General features: G+C 69.3%; 19 protein-coding genes and 1 pseudogene. 14 read left to right on the forward strand and 6 right to left on the reverse strand.

The features are described 5' to 3' along the window. Positions 1–166: 166 nt before the first annotated feature. The 4 genes and pseudogenes from K368_RS23920 to K368_RS0104670 all read left to right on the forward strand — a co-directional run. A pseudogene (locus tag K368_RS23920) lies at positions 167–592 on the forward strand (DUF2948 family protein); the annotation flags it as partial. Between the two features lie 143 nt (positions 593–735). After that, positions 736–2,031, forward strand: a complete 1,296-nt coding sequence (gene hisD / locus K368_RS0104660) for a histidinol dehydrogenase (protein WP_027171369.1) — start codon at positions 736–738, stop codon at positions 2,029–2,031. A 7-nt stretch (positions 2,032–2,038) separates the two neighbouring features. Further along, positions 2,039–2,554: a UPF0262 family protein gene (locus K368_RS0104665; protein WP_027171370.1), complete on the forward strand. Its 516-nt coding sequence runs from the start codon at positions 2,039–2,041 to the stop codon at positions 2,552–2,554. Positions 2,555–2,593: 39 nt separating this feature from the next. Beyond that, a complete protein-coding gene (locus K368_RS0104670) occupies positions 2,594–3,055 on the forward strand; it encodes a low molecular weight phosphatase family protein (protein ID WP_027171371.1) in 462 nt (153 codons plus the stop codon). Here K368_RS0104670 and K368_RS0104675 read toward each other — a convergent pair. Beyond that, positions 3,033–3,899, reverse strand: coding sequence for an NlpC/P60 family protein (locus K368_RS0104675; RefSeq protein ID WP_027171372.1), 867 nt, complete (start codon positions 3,897–3,899; stop codon positions 3,033–3,035). The genes K368_RS0104670 and K368_RS0104675 overlap by 23 nt on opposite strands. A gap of 289 nt (positions 3,900–4,188) precedes the next feature. Between K368_RS0104675 and K368_RS0104680 the strand changes: the two genes are divergently transcribed. Then, positions 4,189–4,521, forward strand: coding sequence for a hypothetical protein (locus tag K368_RS0104680; RefSeq protein WP_027171373.1), 333 nt, complete (start codon positions 4,189–4,191; stop codon positions 4,519–4,521). Between the two features lie 4 nt (positions 4,522–4,525). Here the strand turns inward: K368_RS0104680 and K368_RS0104685 are convergent, their stop codons facing one another. The 3 genes from K368_RS0104685 to K368_RS0104695 all read right to left on the reverse strand — a co-directional run bounded on the left by K368_RS0104685 (position 4,526) and on the right by K368_RS0104695 (position 6,969). After that, complete coding sequence (locus K368_RS0104685) at positions 4,526–5,212, reverse strand: SDR family oxidoreductase (protein WP_027171374.1); 687 nt, start codon at positions 5,210–5,212, stop codon at positions 4,526–4,528. A gap of 89 nt (positions 5,213–5,301) precedes the next feature. Then, positions 5,302–6,018, reverse strand: a complete 717-nt coding sequence (locus tag K368_RS0104690; RefSeq protein ID WP_027171375.1) for an MgtC/SapB family protein — start codon at positions 6,016–6,018, stop codon at positions 5,302–5,304. A gap of 48 nt (positions 6,019–6,066) precedes the next feature. Next, a complete protein-coding gene (locus K368_RS0104695) occupies positions 6,067–6,969 on the reverse strand; it encodes an alpha/beta hydrolase (protein ID WP_027171376.1) in 903 nt (300 codons plus the stop codon). Between the two features lie 337 nt (positions 6,970–7,306). Here K368_RS0104695 and K368_RS0104700 point away from each other — a divergent pair, with 337 nt between their 5' ends. The 9 genes from K368_RS0104700 (at position 7,307) to panC (ending at position 15,618) form a co-directional block, all read left to right on the forward strand. After that, positions 7,307–8,320, forward strand: coding sequence for a MoxR family ATPase (locus K368_RS0104700; RefSeq protein WP_027171377.1), 1,014 nt, complete (start codon positions 7,307–7,309; stop codon positions 8,318–8,320). Between the two features lie 98 nt (positions 8,321–8,418). After that, a complete protein-coding gene (locus tag K368_RS0104705; protein WP_245259661.1) occupies positions 8,419–9,279 on the forward strand; it encodes a DUF58 domain-containing protein in 861 nt (286 codons plus the stop codon). Between the two features lie 3 nt (positions 9,280–9,282). After that, positions 9,283–9,750, forward strand: coding sequence for a DUF4381 family protein (locus K368_RS0104710; protein WP_027171379.1), 468 nt, complete (start codon positions 9,283–9,285; stop codon positions 9,748–9,750). Between the two features lie 4 nt (positions 9,751–9,754). Further along, complete coding sequence (locus tag K368_RS0104715; protein WP_027171380.1) at positions 9,755–10,768, forward strand: VWA domain-containing protein; 1,014 nt, start codon at positions 9,755–9,757, stop codon at positions 10,766–10,768. Then, the gene (locus K368_RS0104720; RefSeq protein ID WP_027171381.1) at positions 10,765–11,694 is read left to right on the forward strand and encodes a vWA domain-containing protein; all 930 of its coding nucleotides are present in this window, start codon (positions 10,765–10,767) and stop codon (positions 11,692–11,694) included. Before K368_RS0104715 ends, K368_RS0104720 begins: the two co-directional genes overlap by 4 nt. After that, the gene (locus K368_RS0104725) at positions 11,694–12,605 is read left to right on the forward strand and encodes a tetratricopeptide repeat protein (RefSeq protein ID WP_027171382.1); all 912 of its coding nucleotides are present in this window, start codon (positions 11,694–11,696) and stop codon (positions 12,603–12,605) included. Before K368_RS0104720 ends, K368_RS0104725 begins: the two co-directional genes overlap by 1 nt. 284 nt (positions 12,606–12,889) lie before the next feature. Continuing rightward, positions 12,890–14,143 carry a BatD family protein gene (locus K368_RS23925; protein ID WP_051440003.1) on the forward strand — a complete coding sequence of 418 codons (1,254 nt, stop codon included), beginning with the start codon at positions 12,890–12,892 and terminating at the stop codon, positions 14,141–14,143. Positions 14,144–14,296: 153 nt separating this feature from the next. Further along, a complete protein-coding gene (locus K368_RS0104735) occupies positions 14,297–14,671 on the forward strand; it encodes a hypothetical protein (RefSeq protein WP_027171383.1) in 375 nt (124 codons plus the stop codon). Between the two features lie 83 nt (positions 14,672–14,754). Beyond that, positions 14,755–15,618: a pantoate--beta-alanine ligase gene (panC, locus tag K368_RS0104740; protein WP_027171384.1), complete on the forward strand. Its 864-nt coding sequence runs from the start codon at positions 14,755–14,757 to the stop codon at positions 15,616–15,618. A gap of 13 nt (positions 15,619–15,631) precedes the next feature. Here the strand turns inward: panC and K368_RS0104745 are convergent, their stop codons facing one another. Next, on the reverse strand, positions 15,632–16,849 hold the full coding sequence (locus tag K368_RS0104745; RefSeq protein WP_155935020.1) for a PHB depolymerase family esterase: 1,218 nt from the start codon (positions 16,847–16,849) through the stop codon (positions 15,632–15,634). A gap of 207 nt (positions 16,850–17,056) precedes the next feature. Next, positions 17,057–17,782: a DNA polymerase III subunit epsilon gene (gene dnaQ / locus K368_RS0104750; protein WP_027171386.1), complete on the reverse strand. Its 726-nt coding sequence runs from the start codon at positions 17,780–17,782 to the stop codon at positions 17,057–17,059. Between the last annotated feature and the right edge of the window lies 1 nt (position 17,783).

The following is a 17,783-nucleotide window of genomic DNA, read 5'->3' on the forward strand; positions in this document are numbered from 1 at the left end:
ATGAACGTCGTCTGACGTCGGCACGGCGGACGGCCGGTATCGCCGGCACGCTGCAAATGTTCCAGGCCGCGCAGTTGCCGCAGGACGGTCGCCTCGCTACCTACGGCCGACCCACTTCCACACCCGGCGCCCGATCCGGCGGCGTCCGGCCAGATGCGAACCCGACATGGAGCTCCTCAAGCTCGCCGCCCTCGACGCGGAGGATCTCGCCATCCTCTCGGCTCATCTCCAGGATGCGGTCCTGCGGCCGCAGGACCTCGCCTATCTGGCGTCGTCGCACCGCTTCGTGCTGGTCGGGCGGCGTTTCGACTGGTCGACGCCGGATGCCGAGGCTCCGCGCCGGCGCCTCACCGGCCTCCATTTCGAGCGGGTCATGGCCGTGCGCGCACGCGGCATCACGCCCGGCTCCACCTCCGACGAGCCGCTCAACCTGCTGGCCGTCACTTTCGAGCCGAAGGAGGACCCCTCCGGCACCGTCACCCTGGTCTTTGCCGGCAAAGCGGCGATCCAGCTCGATGTGGAATGCATCGAGGCGCGGCTGAAGGATCTCGGTCCGGTCTGGGAGGTGGAAGGCCGCCCCGACCACGAGGCGGCGGAAGCCGGGCGTGCCGCGATCCAGGGACAAGCGTTCCAAGACCGTGCGATCCAAGACCATCCGATCCAAGACCATGCGGGCGCGGCTCCCTCCACCGAGGACGACGTCCTGAAAGATCCCACCCGGAAAGATCCTGCCTGATGGTGCGCCTCGACAGCCGCAACGCCGATTTCGCCGCCGCCTTCGCCGGCCTTCTCAGCGTCAAGCGCGAGATCTCCGAGGATGTGGACGAGACCGTGCGCGGGATCATCGCCGGCGTGGTCTCCGGCGGTGACGCGGCCCTGGTGGACTACACTCGCCGCTTCGATCGGCTCGGCGAGGAGTTTTCCGCCGCGACCCTGCGGGTGACGCCCGATGAGGTGCGGGCGGCCATCGCCGCCTGTCCGGCCGAGGCCCTGGACGCCCTCCGCCTCGCGGCGACCCGCATCGAGGCCTTCCATCGCGGCCAGGTGCCGGCCGACCACATGGCCACCGACGCGATCGGCGTGACCTCGGGCTGGCGCTGGACGGCGCTCGAATCGGTCGGCCTCTACGTGCCCGGCGGAACCGCGAGCTACCCCTCCTCCGTCCTGATGAACGCCATTCCCGCCCGCGTCGCCGGAGTGCCGCGGGTCGTCATGGTGGTGCCGATGCCGGAGGGGCAGATGAACCCCCTGGTGCTCGCCGCCGCCGACCTCGCCGGTGTCAGCGAGATCTACCGGGTCGGCGGCGCTCAGGCCGTGGCGGCGCTCGCCTACGGCACCGAGACCATCGCCCCCGTGGCCAAGATCGTCGGACCGGGCAATGCCTGGGTGGCGGCGGCCAAGCGCCGGGTCTTCGGGCAGGTCGGCATCGACATGATCGCCGGCCCCTCCGAGGTGCTGATCCTCGCCGACGGCCACGCCAACCCCGATTGGGTCGCCGCCGACCTTCTCGCCCAGGCCGAGCACGATGTCGCCGCCCAGTCGATCCTCATCACCGATTCGTCGGACCTCGCCGATGCCGTGGAGAGCGCCGTGGAGCGGGCTCTCGCCACCCTGCCCCGGGCCGACATCGCCCGGGCGAGCTGGCGCGATTACGGCGCGATCGTCTGCGTCCGCGATTTCGACGAGGCCGTCCCCCTGGTGGACCGCCTCGCCCCCGAACACCTGGAGATCGAGACCGCCGACCCGGAGGCGCTGGCCGCCAAGGTCCGCAACGCCGGCGCGATCTTCCTCGGCAGCCACACGCCCGAGGCCATCGGCGATTACGTCGGCGGTCCCAACCACGTCCTGCCCACCGCCCGCTCGGCGCGGTTCTCGTCCGGCCTCGGCGTACTCGATTTCATGAAGCGGACGACGATCCTGCGCTGTGATCCCGCTGCGTTGAGGGCCCTGGGGCCGGCAGCCATCGCCCTCGGACGGTCGGAGGGCCTCGACGGCCACGCCCGCTCCGTGGCGATCCGCCTGAATCTGTGAGGGGACGATGGCAGAGTCAGGACAACCGGAAACGGGACGATCGGCAGGAGCGTCGCCGGCGATTCACCGCCTCGCGGCGGTGACCTTCGACGAGGATTCCATCGGCCGGGGCAACCCCGACCAGGAGCACGAGCGCGCCATCGCGATCTTCGACATCCTGGAAGAGAACCATTTCTCGATTCCCGGACGCGAGGGACCCTACGCGCTCACCCTCGGCCTCGTCGAGAACAAGCTCTCCTTCGCGATCCGCCGCGAGGACGGCGAGCCGGTGATGACGCACCTGCTGTCGCTGACCCCGTTCCGCCGGGTGATCCGCGACTACGAGATGATCTGCGAGAGCTACTACAACGCCATCAAGACCGCCTCGCCCACCCAGATCGAGGCGATCGACATGGGGCGGCGGGGCCTGCACAACGAAGCCTCCGAGCTTCTGCGACAGCGGCTCGAAGGCAAGGTCGATCTCGACCACGACACCGCGCGGCGCCTGTTCACCCTGGTCTTCGCCTTGCACTGGAAGGCGTGAGCGCCCTCCCCGTCGTTTGAAGCCCAAGGCAGTCACCGGATGGCGGAAGAGGCCGGCCCGAAGAAGACGCGCGTGCAGTCGGTGCTGTTCATGTGCAACTTCAACGCCGTGCGGTCCCTCGCGGCGGAGGCGGTGGCGCGCCACTATTTCGGCAAGTCCACGTATGTCCAGTCGGCGGGCGTGCGCTCCGGCGAGCCGGCCGACCCGTTCATGGTGGCGGCCCTCGACGAGATCGGCATCAACGCCTCGAAGCACCGGCCCCGGACCCTCCTCGAACTGGAGGAATGGGAGGGGCTGAACTTCGACCTCATCATCACCCTGTCGCCCGAGGCCCACCACGCCGCCCTGGAAGTCACCCGCACCAACGCCGTGGACGTGGAGTACTGGCCGACGCCGGACCCGACGCTGATGCAGGAGGCCTCCCGCGAGCAGCGCCTCGAGGCCTATCGCGACGTCCGGGACGGGCTGATCACCCGCATCAAGACCCGATTGAAGGCGTGATCCGCCGGATCGACGTCACGGCGCCGTAGCTCTTCTCGGCGATGCGCGCCACCGCCACCGCCAGGGACTCCACCGCCACCGCCATGTGGTGACCGTTGGCGTGGATGAGGCGGCTCTCGTCCAGCATCATTCCCACATGGCCGCGCCAGAACACGAGGTCGCCCCGAATCAGGCCGTCGAGGCGCGTGGGCAGCGCCGTGCCGAGGGCCGCTTCCTGCTGGTCCGCGTCGCGGGGAGACGGAACGCCCGCCAAAGCGAGGCAGAGCTGGACGAGGCCCGAGCAATCGAGCCCGAGGCTGGTGCGCCCGCCCCAGAGATAGGGCGTCCCCACGAGTCGCTCGGCGGTGGCGGCAGGATCGGGCTCCACGATGCCGACCGGCACGCAATGATCGGCGAAGACGTAAGCACCGTCGGCGAGGCGCAGGAAATCGCCCTCCCGTCCGGTGATGCCGAGCCCGGCGCCGAGGCTCACATGGCCCAGGGGCGGCCGCTTCATGTTGGGGGCCGGATAGAGGAACGTCCGCAGGGCCGTCACCTGGTGGGTCGGTGCCGGAGCCTCCGGGGCGAGGGCGGCCTCCGGCAGGTAGCCGACATAGCCATCGGTCTCGAGCTGCACGAAGGCGAAGCCCTCGCCCGTCTCATAGAGGGTCACGGGGTCGCCCATCACCGCCTCGGTCTCGATCCCCGCATCCTGGCTCGGCCTGCGCCGCAATGGGGCCGAGGCGGCGATGAGGCGGCCGCTTCGCCCGGCGACGTAACGCGTGGCCTCGACACGCCCCTGTAGTCGGACGTCGGCCAGATCGGGGCGGGCCGGGACCAGCCTGACATCGGTGAGATCGGTGATGGGAAACATGATCACGCCAGTATCGGCGGCAGCGTGGCCGCATGCAACGGCGCGCGGAACAGCTTCGCCATCCCATCATGGATGTGGCATATCGACACGTTAATATGCTCGTTTCCTGGGCAATTCGACGACCATGCGGATGCGGGCAGGGCATCTCTTGCCGGATCTGCGAGAAATTCCGGCGGCGAAAAGGGAATGCACGGAGCGCGTGGGTGCGTCGCCAAAATGGTGCAATGCACTCTCGCTCGGGTCGCGCTATCCTCGATGGGTGTGGAGCGCGGGCCGAGTCGTGAAGAAGACGCCGAAATCCTTCCAGGACCTGCCGCCGATCCGTGTCCGGCGCGAACCGCCGACGATCCCCGAGGCGATCTCCGCCGCGCAGGATCTCGCGGACGATCTCGAACAGCAGGTCGAGATCGCCGCCGGCCTGATCGGACTTCCCCTCGACGAGGTGCGCCCGCACGTGCTCGCCGCCGAGAAGCCGAAGCCCGAGAAGATTTCCGAGCGCATCCTCACCGCCGGCAGCCCGAGCCGGGCGCCGCGCACCGTCATCGTCGAGCGCCGCACCCGCCCGCCGGTGGTGGTGGAACGGCGCGGTCGCCCCCTCGACGGGCGGCGTTGAGCGCCTACCAGGCCAAGGTCGCGCCGGTATAGTCGAGATAGGCGATGCCGGGCTTGCCGAGGCGGCCCTCGATGACGTCGGCGAGGCCAGTGACGCTCGTTGCCACGTCGAGATCCGCCTCCTCGCCGCCCATCTCCGTACGGACCCAGCCGGGATGGAGGAGAGCGACGCCGAACCCCTCGTCGCGATGACGGATCTCGAAGCTGATCGCCAGCGTGTTCAACGCCGCCTTGCTCGCGCGGTAGGTCTCCCATCCGCCGCTCTCGTTGAGGGCGACGCTGCCGAGGACGGAGCTCATGAAGGCGATGAGGCCGTTGCCCGCCAGCCGGTCGCGGAACAATTCGGCGAAGCGGATCGGGCTGATGGCGTTGGTGAGATAGACCTGCGCGGCGACGTCGCGCGGGACGTCGTGGGCAGGATCGTGCGCCTGGGTCGCCACGCCCGCCACCACGAAGATCACGTCGTAGCGCTGCTGCGCCAGCCGGTCGTGGAGGGCCGCCACCGCCCCGTCATCGTCGATATCGGCGGTCTCGACGGTGAGCGCGTCGGAGGCCAGAGCCGCCAATCCGCCGGAGGGCGAGCGCTGCGTGGCGGTGACGGCCCAGCCGCGCTGGAGAAACGTCTCCACCAATCCGAGGCCCAGGCCGCGCGAAGCCCCGACGATCAATGCGTTCTTGCGTGTTCCGGTCATGGTGAGAGCCCTCCATCGCCGGGACTGGGCCCGGCATCACGGGCCTAGGTTGGTCTTCTCCCGCACGGCGGCAATGGCGGCGGACACGCTCAATCGGCGGTCTGGACCGACCAGGTCGCATGGCTGATCCGCCCGTCACGCTCCAACCCGGCCACCACCGCGTCGAGTTCGGCGGAGTCCACCGCCGTCGCCACCAGGGTCGCCACCACCTCCACCGTCTCCTCGCCGCGCTCCACCACCTCGGTGCCGCCGACCGGGTAATGCGCCGCCTCCAACCGCTCCACGAGGAGGTCGCGGGCGGGGCCGGCATGTTCGGCCTGCACCGTGATCTGCACTTCGTAGGTGGCCTCGGTTTGGCTCTCGTCGATGGGGACGCGGTTGATGGCGTTCACCAGGGGCCGCAGCAGGGTGTTGCCGGACAGGATCGCCGCCGTGACGAAACAGGCCTCCAGGGGGAAGTCCGCGCCGGCAAAGGCTCCCACCGCCGCCGAGCACCAGAGGGTAGCGGCAGTGTTGAGGCCGCGCACGTTCATGCCCTCCTTCATGATGACGCCGGCCCCGAGGAAGCCGACGCCCGAGATGACGTAGGCGACCGTGCTCACCGCCCCGCGCGTCCCTTCGAGGCGCATGCCGAGATCGACGAAGGCGGCCGCGCCCACCGCCACCAGCACGTTGGTCCGCAGGCCCGCCGTGCGCTGGCGATATTGCCGCTCGGCGCCGATCATCGTGCCGAGGACGAACGCGACGACGAGGCTGATGGCGGAATTGACGAATTCGGGGAGCGGCGAGGCGAGGAGCGCGGTCATGGGCGCTGCATGTCGCCCGCCCATGACGAAACGGTGACGCTTCGCGTGTCAGCCAGCGAGAAAGGCGCGCAGGGCTTTGAGGGTCTTGGCCGCGTTCTCCTCCGCCAGGAAATGGCCGGAGATGATGTCCACGGCCTCGGCCTTCGGCGCGAAGGTGCGCTGCCACGCCGCCAGCGGGGTCTCGTGCGAATGGTCGAGATAGCCGTCCCCGGTGAGGATCAGGGTCGGGCAGGAGAGGGTCTTGCCTGCAGCGAGGTCGTCGAGATCCGCCTCGCGGTCGCGGGTCGCACCGGCGCGGTAATCCTCGCAGAAGGCGTGGATGCGCTCGGGAACGCTCCAGTTCTCGCGGTAGAGGCGCAAGGCCTCCGGGGCGAAGGGGTCGAGGCTCCGGGCGTTGCTCCATTGCCGGAGGAGCCTCTCGAAATAGGCGACCGGATCGCGGCCGATCTCCTCCTCCGGACCGGGGGCCGTCCGGGCCAGGGATGCCCAATGGGACGACACTTCGGGATCGGCTTCGATCCGCTCCCACTGGACGAGGGTGGGCAGGATATCGAGGAGAGCGAGGCGCTCGATCCGGCCCGGCTCGTCGAGGGCGAGGCGGTAGCCCACCCGCCCGCCGCGATCATGGCCCACGAGACCGAAGCGGACATGGCCGAGACGCTCCATGACCGCCACCACGTCGCGGCCGATGCGGCGCTTGGAATAGACGTCGTGGCGGACGTCGCCCTTGGGCGCTTCCGACCAGCCGTAGCCCTTCAGATCGAGGCACACCACGCGATGGGTCTCTGCCAGCGAAGGAGCGATGCGGTGCCAGCAGGCATGGGTCTGCGGAAATCCATGGATGAGGATCAGGGGAGGCGCATCCTCGCGACCGCCGCTGCGGGCGAAGAACCGGCCCTCCGGAATGTCGATCCAGTCCGCGCTGAAGCCGGGGAAGAGGTCCGTACTCATGGTCTGCTCCAGTCTACCCGCTCGGTGAGGACGGAAACCGGGAGGGCGGCCCTGGGTTTCCACTGATGTCGCGTGGGATGCGACATAACGCCGAATTCCAGCTGAAATCCTTCCGACCGGCAGAGAAATCCGCTCTGCACGCATTCGACTTCATGAAATTCCGATGTGCGGGCATTCTGCCCGATCTCACCCTCGTGTTTCACGGGAAACGTCCCACGGGATTGACGCCGGTGCTCCGCAGCAGGCACACCCGACCGACATAGGGATCTCTTAAGAATCCGCCCGAGGAGACGCGCATGGTGCTGTACGCCGGCCCTGCCACGATCATGACCCGCTCATGAGTGATGCGACATTGGCCACGCGTCCCGCCGGCCTGCAGCCGCAGGCTGCCGACGAAGCCCTGCGCGCCCGCATCTTTGCCTTGCGCGATGGGCTGAGCCATGGGCTCATCGGCGCGGAGACCCTGGTGGAGCGCCTGCTCATCGGGCTTCTCACCGGTGGCCATCTTCTCATCGAGGGCGCGCCAGGCCTCGCCAAGACCCGCGCGGTCAAGCGCCTGTCGGACGGGCTCGACGGCAGCTTCGCCCGCATCCAATGCACGCCCGACCTGATGCCGGCCGATCTCACCGGCACCACCGTCTGGCGCCAGGATGCCGGCGATTTCGAGTTCCTGCCCGGCCCGCTGTTCCACTCCCTGATCCTCGTGGACGAGGTGAACCGCGCGCCGCCCAAGGTCCAGTCGGCCCTGCTGGAATCCATGGCCGAGGGCCAGATCACGGTCGCCGGACATACCCATGTGCTGCCCGACCCATTCATGGTCGTGGCGACCCAGAATCCCATCGAGCACGCGGGCACCTTCCCCCTGCCGGAGGCACAGCTCGACCGATTCCTCCTCCACGTGGTGGTGGAGATGCCGGACGAAGCCTCCGAGCGCCGTATCCTCGACCTCGTCGAGGGCGAACTGAACCACCATGCCGAGGCGATGGCGGTGAAGCTCACGGTGGCGGAGATCCGTGCCGCGCGCGCGGCGGCCCTCAACGTCCACGTTTCGTCGGCTCTCAAGGACTATCTGGTGCGGCTCGTGGCCGGCACCCGCACCGACAAGGCCGCACCGGATCTCCGCGCCTCGATCGAGCATCCGGCCTCCCCGCGCGGGACGCTGGCGCTCATGCTCGCCGGCAAGGCGCGGGCCTATCTGCGCGGCCGCGACCACGTGATCCCGGAGGATATCTCCGATCTCGCCGCCGACGCCCTGGCGCACCGGATCGGTCTCACCTGGCGCGCCGCCGCCGAGGGACAGACCGCGCGGGGCATCATCAAGGGCCTCGTCCAGCGGGTCCGGGCGCTCTGAAGGCGGAATGGTCGGGTAGCACAGCCATGGCGTCCCCCTCCGGCCCGACCGCGGGCTCCGCGCACGGCCCCGGGATCCATCTCTCGGGCGAGGCCCTGATGGGCCTGCGCCACCTCGCCCGCCGCGGCGTCTCCCCGGCCACCCGGACCCTGGCGGGCCTCCCCGGCGGCATCGTCACGCGGCGGCGCGGGCGCGGCTCCGAGCCCGACGACGTGCGGCTCTGGTCCGAGGGCGACGACCGCCGCCATATCGACCGCAATGCCACCGCCCGCACCGGCATCCTCCACGTGCGGACCCACCATGACGAGCGCGACCGCGCCGTGGTTCTGCTGGCGGATTTTCGCCCCTCCATGCTGTTCGGCACGCGCCGCGCCCTGCGCTCGGTGGCGGCGGCCGAAGCCCTGGTGCTTCTGGGCTGGCGCATCGTCGGCGATGGCGGCCGGGTCGGCCTCGTGGCGGCCTCCTCGGGCGAGCCGGTGGTGGTCCGTCCCGGCGGTGGAGAGCGGGCGATGACGGCGGTGACGGGGGCCCTCGCCATGGCCCACGCCCAGGCGCTCGCCGCCTCGGACAGGATGGACCCTCCCCTCGATCAAAGCCTCACCGTGGCGGCCAGCCTGCTTCCGTCCGGCGGTCATCTCGTCATCGGCAGTGCCCTCGACGCACCGGGACCCGAGTTCGACCATCTCCTCACCGTGCTGGCCGAACGCCTGTCGATCCGCCTCGTCCTCATCAGCGACGCGTTCGAGCGCAGGAAGCCGGCCGGATTCTTTCCGTTCTCCACACCGGACGGGCAGCGCGGTACGGTCCAGGTCGGGCGTGCCGCCGCCAATGCGGACGGCGCGCCCGACGACCGGCTCATCGCCTATGCCCGTCGCGGGATCGAGGGTTTGCGCCTCGACGCCGAGGCCGGCCCCGAGGCCTATGCCCCGCTGATGGAACGTCTCGATGCGGTGCTGTAGCGCGTGAACCCGCTTACCTCCCCCACCGATCTCACGCAGCTGCGCGGCCTGCACCTACCGGCCAATGCGGCCAGCGGCGCGCAGGGCGAGGTGGTGCTGGCCATCGCGCTGGGTTTCGTCGCGGCCCTCCTCGTGGGCCTCGTCAGGCTGATGCGGGCACGGTCGAGGGCCTCGGTGTGGGCCTCGGCCCTGCGCGCTCTGTCCGAGACGCGGGCACTTCCCCCGGAGGCGCGCCTCGTCGCGCAGGCCCGCCTGCTGCGGCGCCTTACCCGGACGCTGGCTGGCGACGAGGCCGCCTCGACCCACGGTGGAGACTGGGCCGCCACCCTCGACCGCCTGTTCGCCACGGACCTCTTCAGCAAGGGCGCCGGCAGGGTCGTGACGGAGGGCCTGTACCGGCGCTCCTCTCCGGCCGACATCGAAGCGATCGATACCGAACTCGGCCGCCTCTTCGCGCGGATCAGGGCCTGACCCGATGCCAGCTTGGTTCACCGCCTTCCTCTCCGCCTTCGATCTCGCCGCGCCCCTGGCGCTGCTGCTCCTGCCACTTCCCCTCGTCGCGGCCCGGCTACTGCCGCCCGAGCGGATCGGATCGAGCGGAGCCTTGCGCGTTCCCGCCTCCCTGGTAGCGGGAACAGGCCGCGGCGACAGCGTGGCGGCGCGCGGACGCGGTCGCGCTTTCCTGATCTGGACCCTGTGGGCCGCCCTGGTGGCGGCCCTCGCCGGCCCCCGCCTCGTCCTGCCCGCCACCGCGCTTCCGGCCTCGGGCCGTGAGATCATGCTGGTCATGGACCTGTCCGGCAGCATGGAGCGCCGCGACTTTTCCATCGACGGCGAGACGGTGACGCGGCTCACCGCCGTGAAGCGGGTGGGCACCGACTTCATCCGCCGCCGGGCCGGGGACCGGATCGGCCTCGTGATCTTCGCCAACGAATCCTACGTGGCCGCGAGCCCGAGCTTCGACACCAATACCGTGGCGCGCGCCCTCGACGAGGCGACGATCGGCCTCGTCGGACGCTCCACCGGCATCGGCGACGGTCTCGGCCTCGCCCTCAAGCGGCTGGTGCCGGCGACCTCCGGCGAGGCGCCCGACACCCCGCAGGCGACATCGAAGGTGGTGGTGCTGATGACGGACGGCGCCAACAATGCCGGCCAGACCACGCCGCGCGACGTGGCGGCCTTGGCCAAGGAACTCGGCGTCAAGGTCCACACCATCGCTCTCGGCCCCCGTGACATGTCCAACGCCGACGGCGAACAGGATGTGGTCGATGCCGAGACCCTGCGCGAGATCTCGGCCTCCACCGGCGGTACCTTCTTCCGGGTGAAGACCACGGACGACCTCATCGCCATGGCCGATTCCATCGACGCCATCGAGGGAGGCCGGGCCAAGGCCCCCCCGGTGCCCTTGCGTCAGGACCTCTGGCCATGGCCGGCCGGACTTGCTCTCCTCTGCGCGGCGGGCCTGCTGGCGGCGAGGCGCAAGGCATGAGCGCCTTCCTCTCCTTCGCCATCCTGCGGCCCTGGTGGCTCCTGGCGATTCCCGTCATCCTCGTCCTCGCCCTGCGCGCGGCCTGGCGCTCGGCACCGCTGGGGGATTGGGCGAAGGCCGTCGATCCCGGTCTGATGGCTTTCCTCGAGTCGCGGGGAGCCGTCCTCGGAGGGCGGCGTCAAGCCAACCTCGCCGCCGCCATCGCGGCCGGCATCATCGCCGTCGCCCTCACCGGGCCGGCCATCGAGCGTCCCGACGCGGCGACCTTCCGCAACCTCGATGCGACGGTCGTCGTCATCGATCTCTCGCGCTCCGTCGCCGAAGGCGGCCACCTCAAGGAGGTCCGCCAGATCGCCGACAGCGTGGCCCAGGCGGCGGGCACCCGCAGCGTCGCCGTGGTGGTCTATGCCGGCGACGCCTATCTCGCCGCCCCGCCGACCACGGACCGCGACGCCCTCAGCCTCGTCCTGTTCGCTCTCGACGGCGACACCGTGCCCGATCGCGGCACCCATCCCGAGCGCGGCCTCGCTATCGCGCGGCGGACCCTGGAGGAAGCGGGCGTCATCGCCGGGGACGTGATCCTCGTCACCGATGGCGACGGGATCGGCGATGCGGCCCTGCGTGAGGCCACTGCGATCCGGACCAAGGGCTGGCATCTCCATGCCGTGTTCGTGCCGGCCACCAGGTCTCTGCCGGACGGTTCGCCCAAGCCCGACCGGGCGGCCCTCGACCGCGTGACCGGCGCGGGCGACGGTGTCACCGTCGATCTCGACAGGCCCGCCGCCCTCCTCGACATCGTGGGCGCCAGCACGGCGCAGCATCTGGCAGCGGGCGGCTACACCGTGCTCGCCTTCGCCGACCTCGGACGCTGGCTGATCCTGCTCGCGCTGTTTCCCGCCCTCGTCCTGTTCCGCAGGAGCGCCTGATGAGCACGGCGCGTCTCTCCTTGGCCGATCGTCTTCCTCTCCCCCGGCATTGGACCGGCTGGGCGAGGATCGCCGGCGTCACCCTGGCAGGTGCTGGCATTCTCGGCCTCACCCTGGTCTCCGAGCCGCGCACGACGCTCGGTCGCAGCCTGATGGGCCTCGGCCTGCCCGGTGCCGCCGCCGTGATCCTCGCCGATCCGGCCTGGCGCGGGCCGGCGCTCTACGAGGCGGGGCGCTACGAGGAGGCCATCGCGATCTTCCGGAACGGCGGCCGGCGCAACGCCTACAATCTCGCCAACGCCCTGGCGCGTTCGGGCGATTACCAGGGCGCCATCGACGCCTACGACGTCGCCCTCCAATACAATCCGCGCGATGCGGATGCGCAGGCCAACCGCTCCCTCGTCGCGCGCCTCGTGGCCGAGGGACCGGGCGATCCGGGCAAGGGCGGCGGCCTCGCCAATGCCACGGCGACGGTGGGCTCGCGCTACAACAAGACCTCGAACCAGGATCCGAACGACGACATGAAGGCCTCCTCGGTCGGCGATGGGCTGGCCGGCAACAAGGAGGGCGGCACCTCCTCCTCGACGCCGGGCAACAGCAAGGTGGCGCGGCGCGGCAAGGCCGAGCAGCAATCGGTGGATTCCGGCAAGGGCGAGGCGAGGGGCTCGGCCAGCGACGCGGCGGGTCGCGGCCGGACGGGCGCCGGCTCCGCCATGGTCGCCGCCGCCCCGGAGCGGGAGGCGCGGCGCGTGACGAAGAGCTTCGAGGCCCACGAGATCCGGCCCGACCGGCTCTGGCTCCAGACCCTGCCCGACGATCCGGGACGGTATCTCAAGCTGCGCCTGAAAGCCGAACAGGCGGTGCGCGTGGAGGCGGGCACGGCGGTCCCGGCGGGAAGCAACCCATGGTGAGTGGCGTGTATCGCTCGGATACCAACCCTCCCCCCTCTGCGGGCTACTGGTTCAACACACTAACTCGACGGCTGTTCACTCATCCAAGGGGGTTCGACATGAGGCGTGACGGCCTCCCTCTCCTAGAAGGAGAGGGCTGGGGTGAGGTGTGTGACCTTTTCAGAGATGGACCACACCTCACCCTGTCCCTCTCCTTCCAGGAGAGGGCACCCGCGCTACCTGCGAGATGTGGGAATATCGTAGTCCGCAAAGGGGCGAGGAATCACGGACGGCGCGGCATCCTCCTGCTCGGTGCGTTCCTGCTCCTCGCAGGTCCGGCCCATGCCGAAATCTCCCCCGGCGATCTCACCCTGACGGTGACGCCGGAGCTCAACGGAAACGCGGCGCCGTTCTCGCGGGAAATGGTGCTGCTCCACATCCGCGGCGTCTACCGGCAGGCGATCCTACTGGAGGAGGTGGTCCAGCCGTCGCTCGCGAATTTCAGCTGGACCCAGCTCGGCCGCGACACCTGGTCGAAGACCCGCCTGCCGGACGGACAGGTGGCGGTGGCCTTCGACCGCACCATCGCGATCTTCCCGCATCATCCGGGCGATTTCACCATCGAGCCGTTCATCCACCGCCTGACCATCAACGATGGCGGCACCCGCAAGGTGGTGGACGTTCCCTCAGTCCCGGTCTCCCTGCCGGTCGCCACCTGGACGAAGGAGGTCGGCGGCCCCGATGTGAAGGAGCCGTGGTGGCTGCCGGCGCGGGACGTGACCATCACCGATTCGTGGAATCCCGACCCCGAAACGGTGAAGATCGGCGAGACCACGAGACGCATCGTCACCCTGGAGGCGCAGGGGCTGGTGGCCGAAGGGCTGCCGCCGCGCCCGGTGATGCGCACGCGCGGCATCCTCACCTTCGCCGGCCCCGTGACCCGTGAGACCATCATTACGCCGACGGGGCCGGTGGCGCGGGCCACCTATCAATGGGATGTCCGCCCCGCGGTGACCGAGATCGTCCCGCTCGATGCGATCACCATCCCCTGGTTCGACACCGTCTCTCGGACCCTGCGGGAAGCAGAAATCCCGGCCCGCCAGATCGGCGGAGGCCTGCCCGACCGGGACGAGGACGCCAAACCCGTCGCCGCGGCCTCGCCGATGGTGGTGGCGGCGGCGGCGGTGGGCGCCTTCGGGTTCGGCCTCGCCCTCATCGGCTTCGGCGTTCCGAGACGCTCGCGGAGGTTGCGCCTCGACCGTGCGACACGGCGCGAGCTCGCACGCCACGCGGAGGCGGGCGACGGACGGGCCTTCCGCGCTACCCTCGGCCCGGTCTTCGACCGCGAACCCGAACTCACGCGGGTCTGGCGCTCGACGCCCGTCCTCGCCGAGGCCCTGGCCGACCTCGACGCGTCCCTCTATGGCCGAACCGAGGAAACGACGCCGAACCTGATTCAGTTAGCCGGCGATCTATCGAAACCGGTCAAGGTCGCCAAGCTTTCCGACGAGCCGGACTCTCGGTTGGCGGAACTCGATGGCAAGGCGTTGCGCCGGTAACCTTTCATTCACCATCTTCTGAGAGCGTCGAGCGTCTTCCACGGACGGTGGGTCGGGCGGTGGACGCCCATCGACAGGCCTTCCGGCGACCGGGGCGCGCAGCAGGGTGACATGAGCCGAGGGCGCGAGACAGCAGGGAGACATGCCGCGAGGGTGCTGATCGCGGCAAGTTTCGTCGCGACAGGCCTCGCCGCGTCCGTCTTGTACGGCCCGGCCCAGGCCGCCGATGGGCGGGAGCGCTGGTCCACCCCCTATGGCGCCGAGGCCAACCGCCCTGTCCCAGGGGCCGAGCCACCGCCGCGTTACTTTCCGCGCGCGGACGAGGATAGCGCACCGCGACGGGAGCGTGCGAGACCCCGGCGGGTCGCCTGCATCCCGAGAAGCGTGCCCATCCCCACCGATGCGCCGGACGATCCGAGCTATGTCGGATCGACCTACGGGCTCGGAAAGCCGAGCTATTACGGGTTCAAGCCGGCTCTAGGTGTCGACGATCCGTTCGGCCGCTCGTTGCTGCCCTATTGCAACTGACCTCGGCCGCCCGCTGCATCTGGCCTTCCGGCGCAGATTCGGGATAGTCGAAGGCCTATCCGACATCCCCTAGAGTCCCCCCGATGAGCAGCCAAGCCTCGCCCGTCACCCCGGTCCGGTTCGACGCGGTGGACCCCATGCGGGCCTGCATCCGCGCCTGGAAGGCGGCGGGCGACCGTGTCGTCCTCGTGCCCACCATGGGTGCTCTGCACCAGGGCCACCTCTCCCTCGTGGAACGAGCGCGGGAACTGGGCGAGCGGGTCGTCGTCAGCATCTTCGTCAACCCGACGCAGTTCGGGCCGAGCGAGGATTTCTCGCGCTATCCGCGCGACACCGAGGCCGATCTCACGCTCCTGTCGGAGGCGGGCGTCGATGCCGCCTACCTTCCCACCGTGGAGACCATGTACCCGGCGGATTTCTCCACCAGCCTTACGGTGGCGGGCATCAGCGAGGGATTGTGCGGCGCCTTTCGGCCTGGCCACTTCTCCGGCGTCGCCACGGTGGTGACCAAGCTCGTCAATCAGGTCCAGCCCGATACCGCCCTGTTCGGCGAGAAGGATTATCAGCAATTGCAGGTCATCCGCCGCGCAGTGCGCGACCTCGACATCCCCGTCTCCATCGGTGGCGTGCCGACGCTGCGGGAGGAGGACGGCCTCGCCCTCTCCTCGCGCAACCGCTACCTCGATGCGGACGAGCGGCGGATAGCACCCCTTCTCCACCGCGAGCTGGTGCGCATCGCCGAAGGGTTGAGAGCAGGAAACGCGGCCTCACCGCTCGTCTCCGCCTCGACCGATCGGCTGATTGGGGCCGGGTTCAGCACCGTCCAGTATCTCAGCGTGTGCGATGCCGACACGCTGGCCCCGGTGGAGCACGCTCCGGGACCGACCCGCATCCTGGTCGCCGCCTATCTCGGCTCGACGCGGCTCATCGACAATGTCGCCGTCTGACGGGACTGCGGAATCAGTGGCGCGGCCGGTCCAGGCGGTGAGCCATGAAGAAATCGACCATCGCCCGTGACGCATCCGGGCCACGCGGATCGGTGTAGCTGCCCGACGGGTCGCCGCCCGACCAGGAATGGCCGAGGCCGCGCACCACCCAGCTTTCCACCACGACACGATCGGACGTGTCGGCATAGCGCGTGCGGATATAGGCCAAGCCGCCGGGCCCCGTTCCATCCGAGACGGACGGCTGCAGAACCTCGACGCCGGCCTGGATGAGAACGTGCTCGCCGTTGCGCGGATGGACGGTGCCGTCGCTCTCACCATGGACCATGATGGTCGGCACCCGCGCGGTCTCCGCCTGCGGGATCACCACGGATTCCGACGGCCCGAGACGCATGGTCGTCAGTGCCGAGGAGATATCCCCGGCGCAACCCGCGGCGAGACCCGAATGCACGCCGACGGCGGCATAGAGGTCGGGATAGGCCAGGGCGATGTTGGCGGCGGCAGCGCCACCGGCCGAAAGACCTGCAATATATACCCTGCGCGGATCGACATTGTACTGGCTCATCACCGCGCGGGTGAGGCCTGCAATGATCTCGGCCTCGCCGGAACCGCGTCCCTGGTCGCCGGGCTGGTACCAGTTCCAGCAGCGCTGACCATGTGCCCTCATGCTCTGGGCGGGATAGACGACAAGGAACCCCTCCGTCTCGGCGAGACGGTTCATGCCGGTGCCGGCCGCGAAATCGTCAGGCGACTGGGTACAGCCATGGAGCATGACGAGGAGGGGAGGCTCGGCGGCCATTCTGCTCGGAACGTAGAGCTTGTAGTCGCGGGCGCCCGCGTCGTTGGCGAACGCATGCTCGTTAAAGGTTCCCTCGCCCGCGGGGGGAGTCGCGACTTTTCCATCCCGGAACAGGTTGGTGGGATTGAACCCGGCAAATCCCGACGGCGTCGATTCCGGCGTGACCGCGCCTTGACCCGTCGGCCCGGAGGGTGACGACAGCCCGAACTTGCGCACGACTTGGTCGATGGCATCGCGCAGGTGGTCCTGCAGGCCTTCCGTCATCGAGCCGGCTGTCGGATGCGTGGGCGTTGCGGCCTCGCCGCCCCCGACTTGGACCATCTGGCCCGAGCTCTCGGCGCCCGACCGGCCGAAGAGGCCGCGCTGGATGAGATCGGCGGCTTCCTGCAGCCGCCCTGCACCCGTCAGTTTGGTTGCTTCGACAAGATCGTCCATACGCGTCCGGTTCGGGTGATCAGCCATCGCATGATCGCTTTCTTGGGTGTTGGGAGAGCCGCCGACGGATCCAATCGATGCTGGACACAAAGAAATCCCGCATCGACGATGGGCTGATTCGCCTCCGCGCCGACTCGATGTCCAAAGATGTAAGCGGGTTTTATTGCAATGCAATATGTCTTTTATTGCATTGCACCTAACGGTTCTTCACTCACCGTCGTTCTCGCTGACGTAGTCGCGCCAGATCGGGCTGGCGCCGAGGGTGGCGACGAAAGCCGTGTGCTGATTAACTTCCAGGGGGTTCAAACGGTTGCGTAATCGGCGCGGTTCCGCGGCGATGAGCCCTTCACCCGAGGTGATGATCCGGGCGGGCTCCGTGGTCTCGACCATGGCGAGGCCGAGGCTTGTCTGCTTGCCGCCCAGCAACTCGATATAGACCTCGGCCAGGATCTGGGCATCGAGGAGCGCCCCGTGTTTGGTGCGCCGCGTCGTATCGATCCCGTAGCGGACGCAGAGCGCATCGAGACTGTTGGAGGCGCCGGTATGCTTGCGCCGCGCCATCTGCAGCGTGTCGACCACCGCACCCAGGTCGATCTGCGGCGGCCCGCCTTCGCCGAGCCGGGCGAACTCCATATTGAGAAAGCCCACATCGAAGGGCGCGTTGTGGATCACGAGGGGGGAATCGCCGCAGAAGGCGACGAAATCCGCGACGACCGCCGAGAAGACGGGTTTGTCGGAGAGGAACGCGTCGGACAGACCGTGGACGCCGAAGGCACCCTGCGAGACGGGCCGCGTCGGGTTGACGTAGCGGTGGAAGGTCACCCCCGTCTGGATGTGGTTGATGAGTTCGACGCAGCCGATCTCGATCAGCCGATCCCCGTTCTTGGCATCCGTGCCGGTGGTCTCGGTGTCGAGGACGATCTCACGGAGCATG

The organism is Methylobacterium sp. 10, from assembly GCF_000519085.1.
Taxonomy (GTDB): Bacteria; Pseudomonadota; Alphaproteobacteria; order Rhizobiales; family Beijerinckiaceae; genus Methylobacterium.

Coding starts and splice junctions, on each gene's coding strand:
- K368_RS0104705 (WP_245259661.1), top strand. CDS start 8,419: ATGGGCCTGCGCCACCTCGCCCGCCGCGGCGTCTCCCCGGCCACCCGG.
- K368_RS0104700 (WP_027171377.1), top strand. CDS start 7,307: ATGAGTGATGCGACATTGGCCACGCGTCCCGCCGGCCTGCAGCCGCAG.
- K368_RS0104715 (WP_027171380.1), top strand. CDS start 9,755: ATGCCAGCTTGGTTCACCGCCTTCCTCTCCGCCTTCGATCTCGCCGCG.
- K368_RS0104720 (WP_027171381.1), top strand. CDS start 10,765: ATGAGCGCCTTCCTCTCCTTCGCCATCCTGCGGCCCTGGTGGCTCCTG.
- dnaQ (WP_027171386.1), bottom strand. CDS start 17,782: ATGCTCCGTGAGATCGTCCTCGACACCGAGACCACCGGCACGGATGCC.
- panC (WP_027171384.1), top strand. CDS start 14,755: ATGAGCAGCCAAGCCTCGCCCGTCACCCCGGTCCGGTTCGACGCGGTG.
- K368_RS0104690 (WP_027171375.1), bottom strand. CDS start 6,018: ATGACCGCGCTCCTCGCCTCGCCGCTCCCCGAATTCGTCAATTCCGCC.
- K368_RS0104670 (WP_027171371.1), top strand. CDS start 2,594: ATGGCGGAAGAGGCCGGCCCGAAGAAGACGCGCGTGCAGTCGGTGCTG.
- K368_RS0104725 (WP_027171382.1), top strand. CDS start 11,694: ATGAGCACGGCGCGTCTCTCCTTGGCCGATCGTCTTCCTCTCCCCCGG.
- K368_RS0104695 (WP_027171376.1), bottom strand. CDS start 6,969: ATGAGTACGGACCTCTTCCCCGGCTTCAGCGCGGACTGGATCGACATT.
- K368_RS0104685 (WP_027171374.1), bottom strand. CDS start 5,212: ATGACCGGAACACGCAAGAACGCATTGATCGTCGGGGCTTCGCGCGGC.
- hisD (WP_027171369.1), top strand. CDS start 736: ATGGTGCGCCTCGACAGCCGCAACGCCGATTTCGCCGCCGCCTTCGCC.
- K368_RS0104745 (WP_155935020.1), bottom strand. CDS start 16,849: ATGGACGATCTTGTCGAAGCAACCAAACTGACGGGTGCAGGGCGGCTG.
- K368_RS0104665 (WP_027171370.1), top strand. CDS start 2,039: ATGGCAGAGTCAGGACAACCGGAAACGGGACGATCGGCAGGAGCGTCG.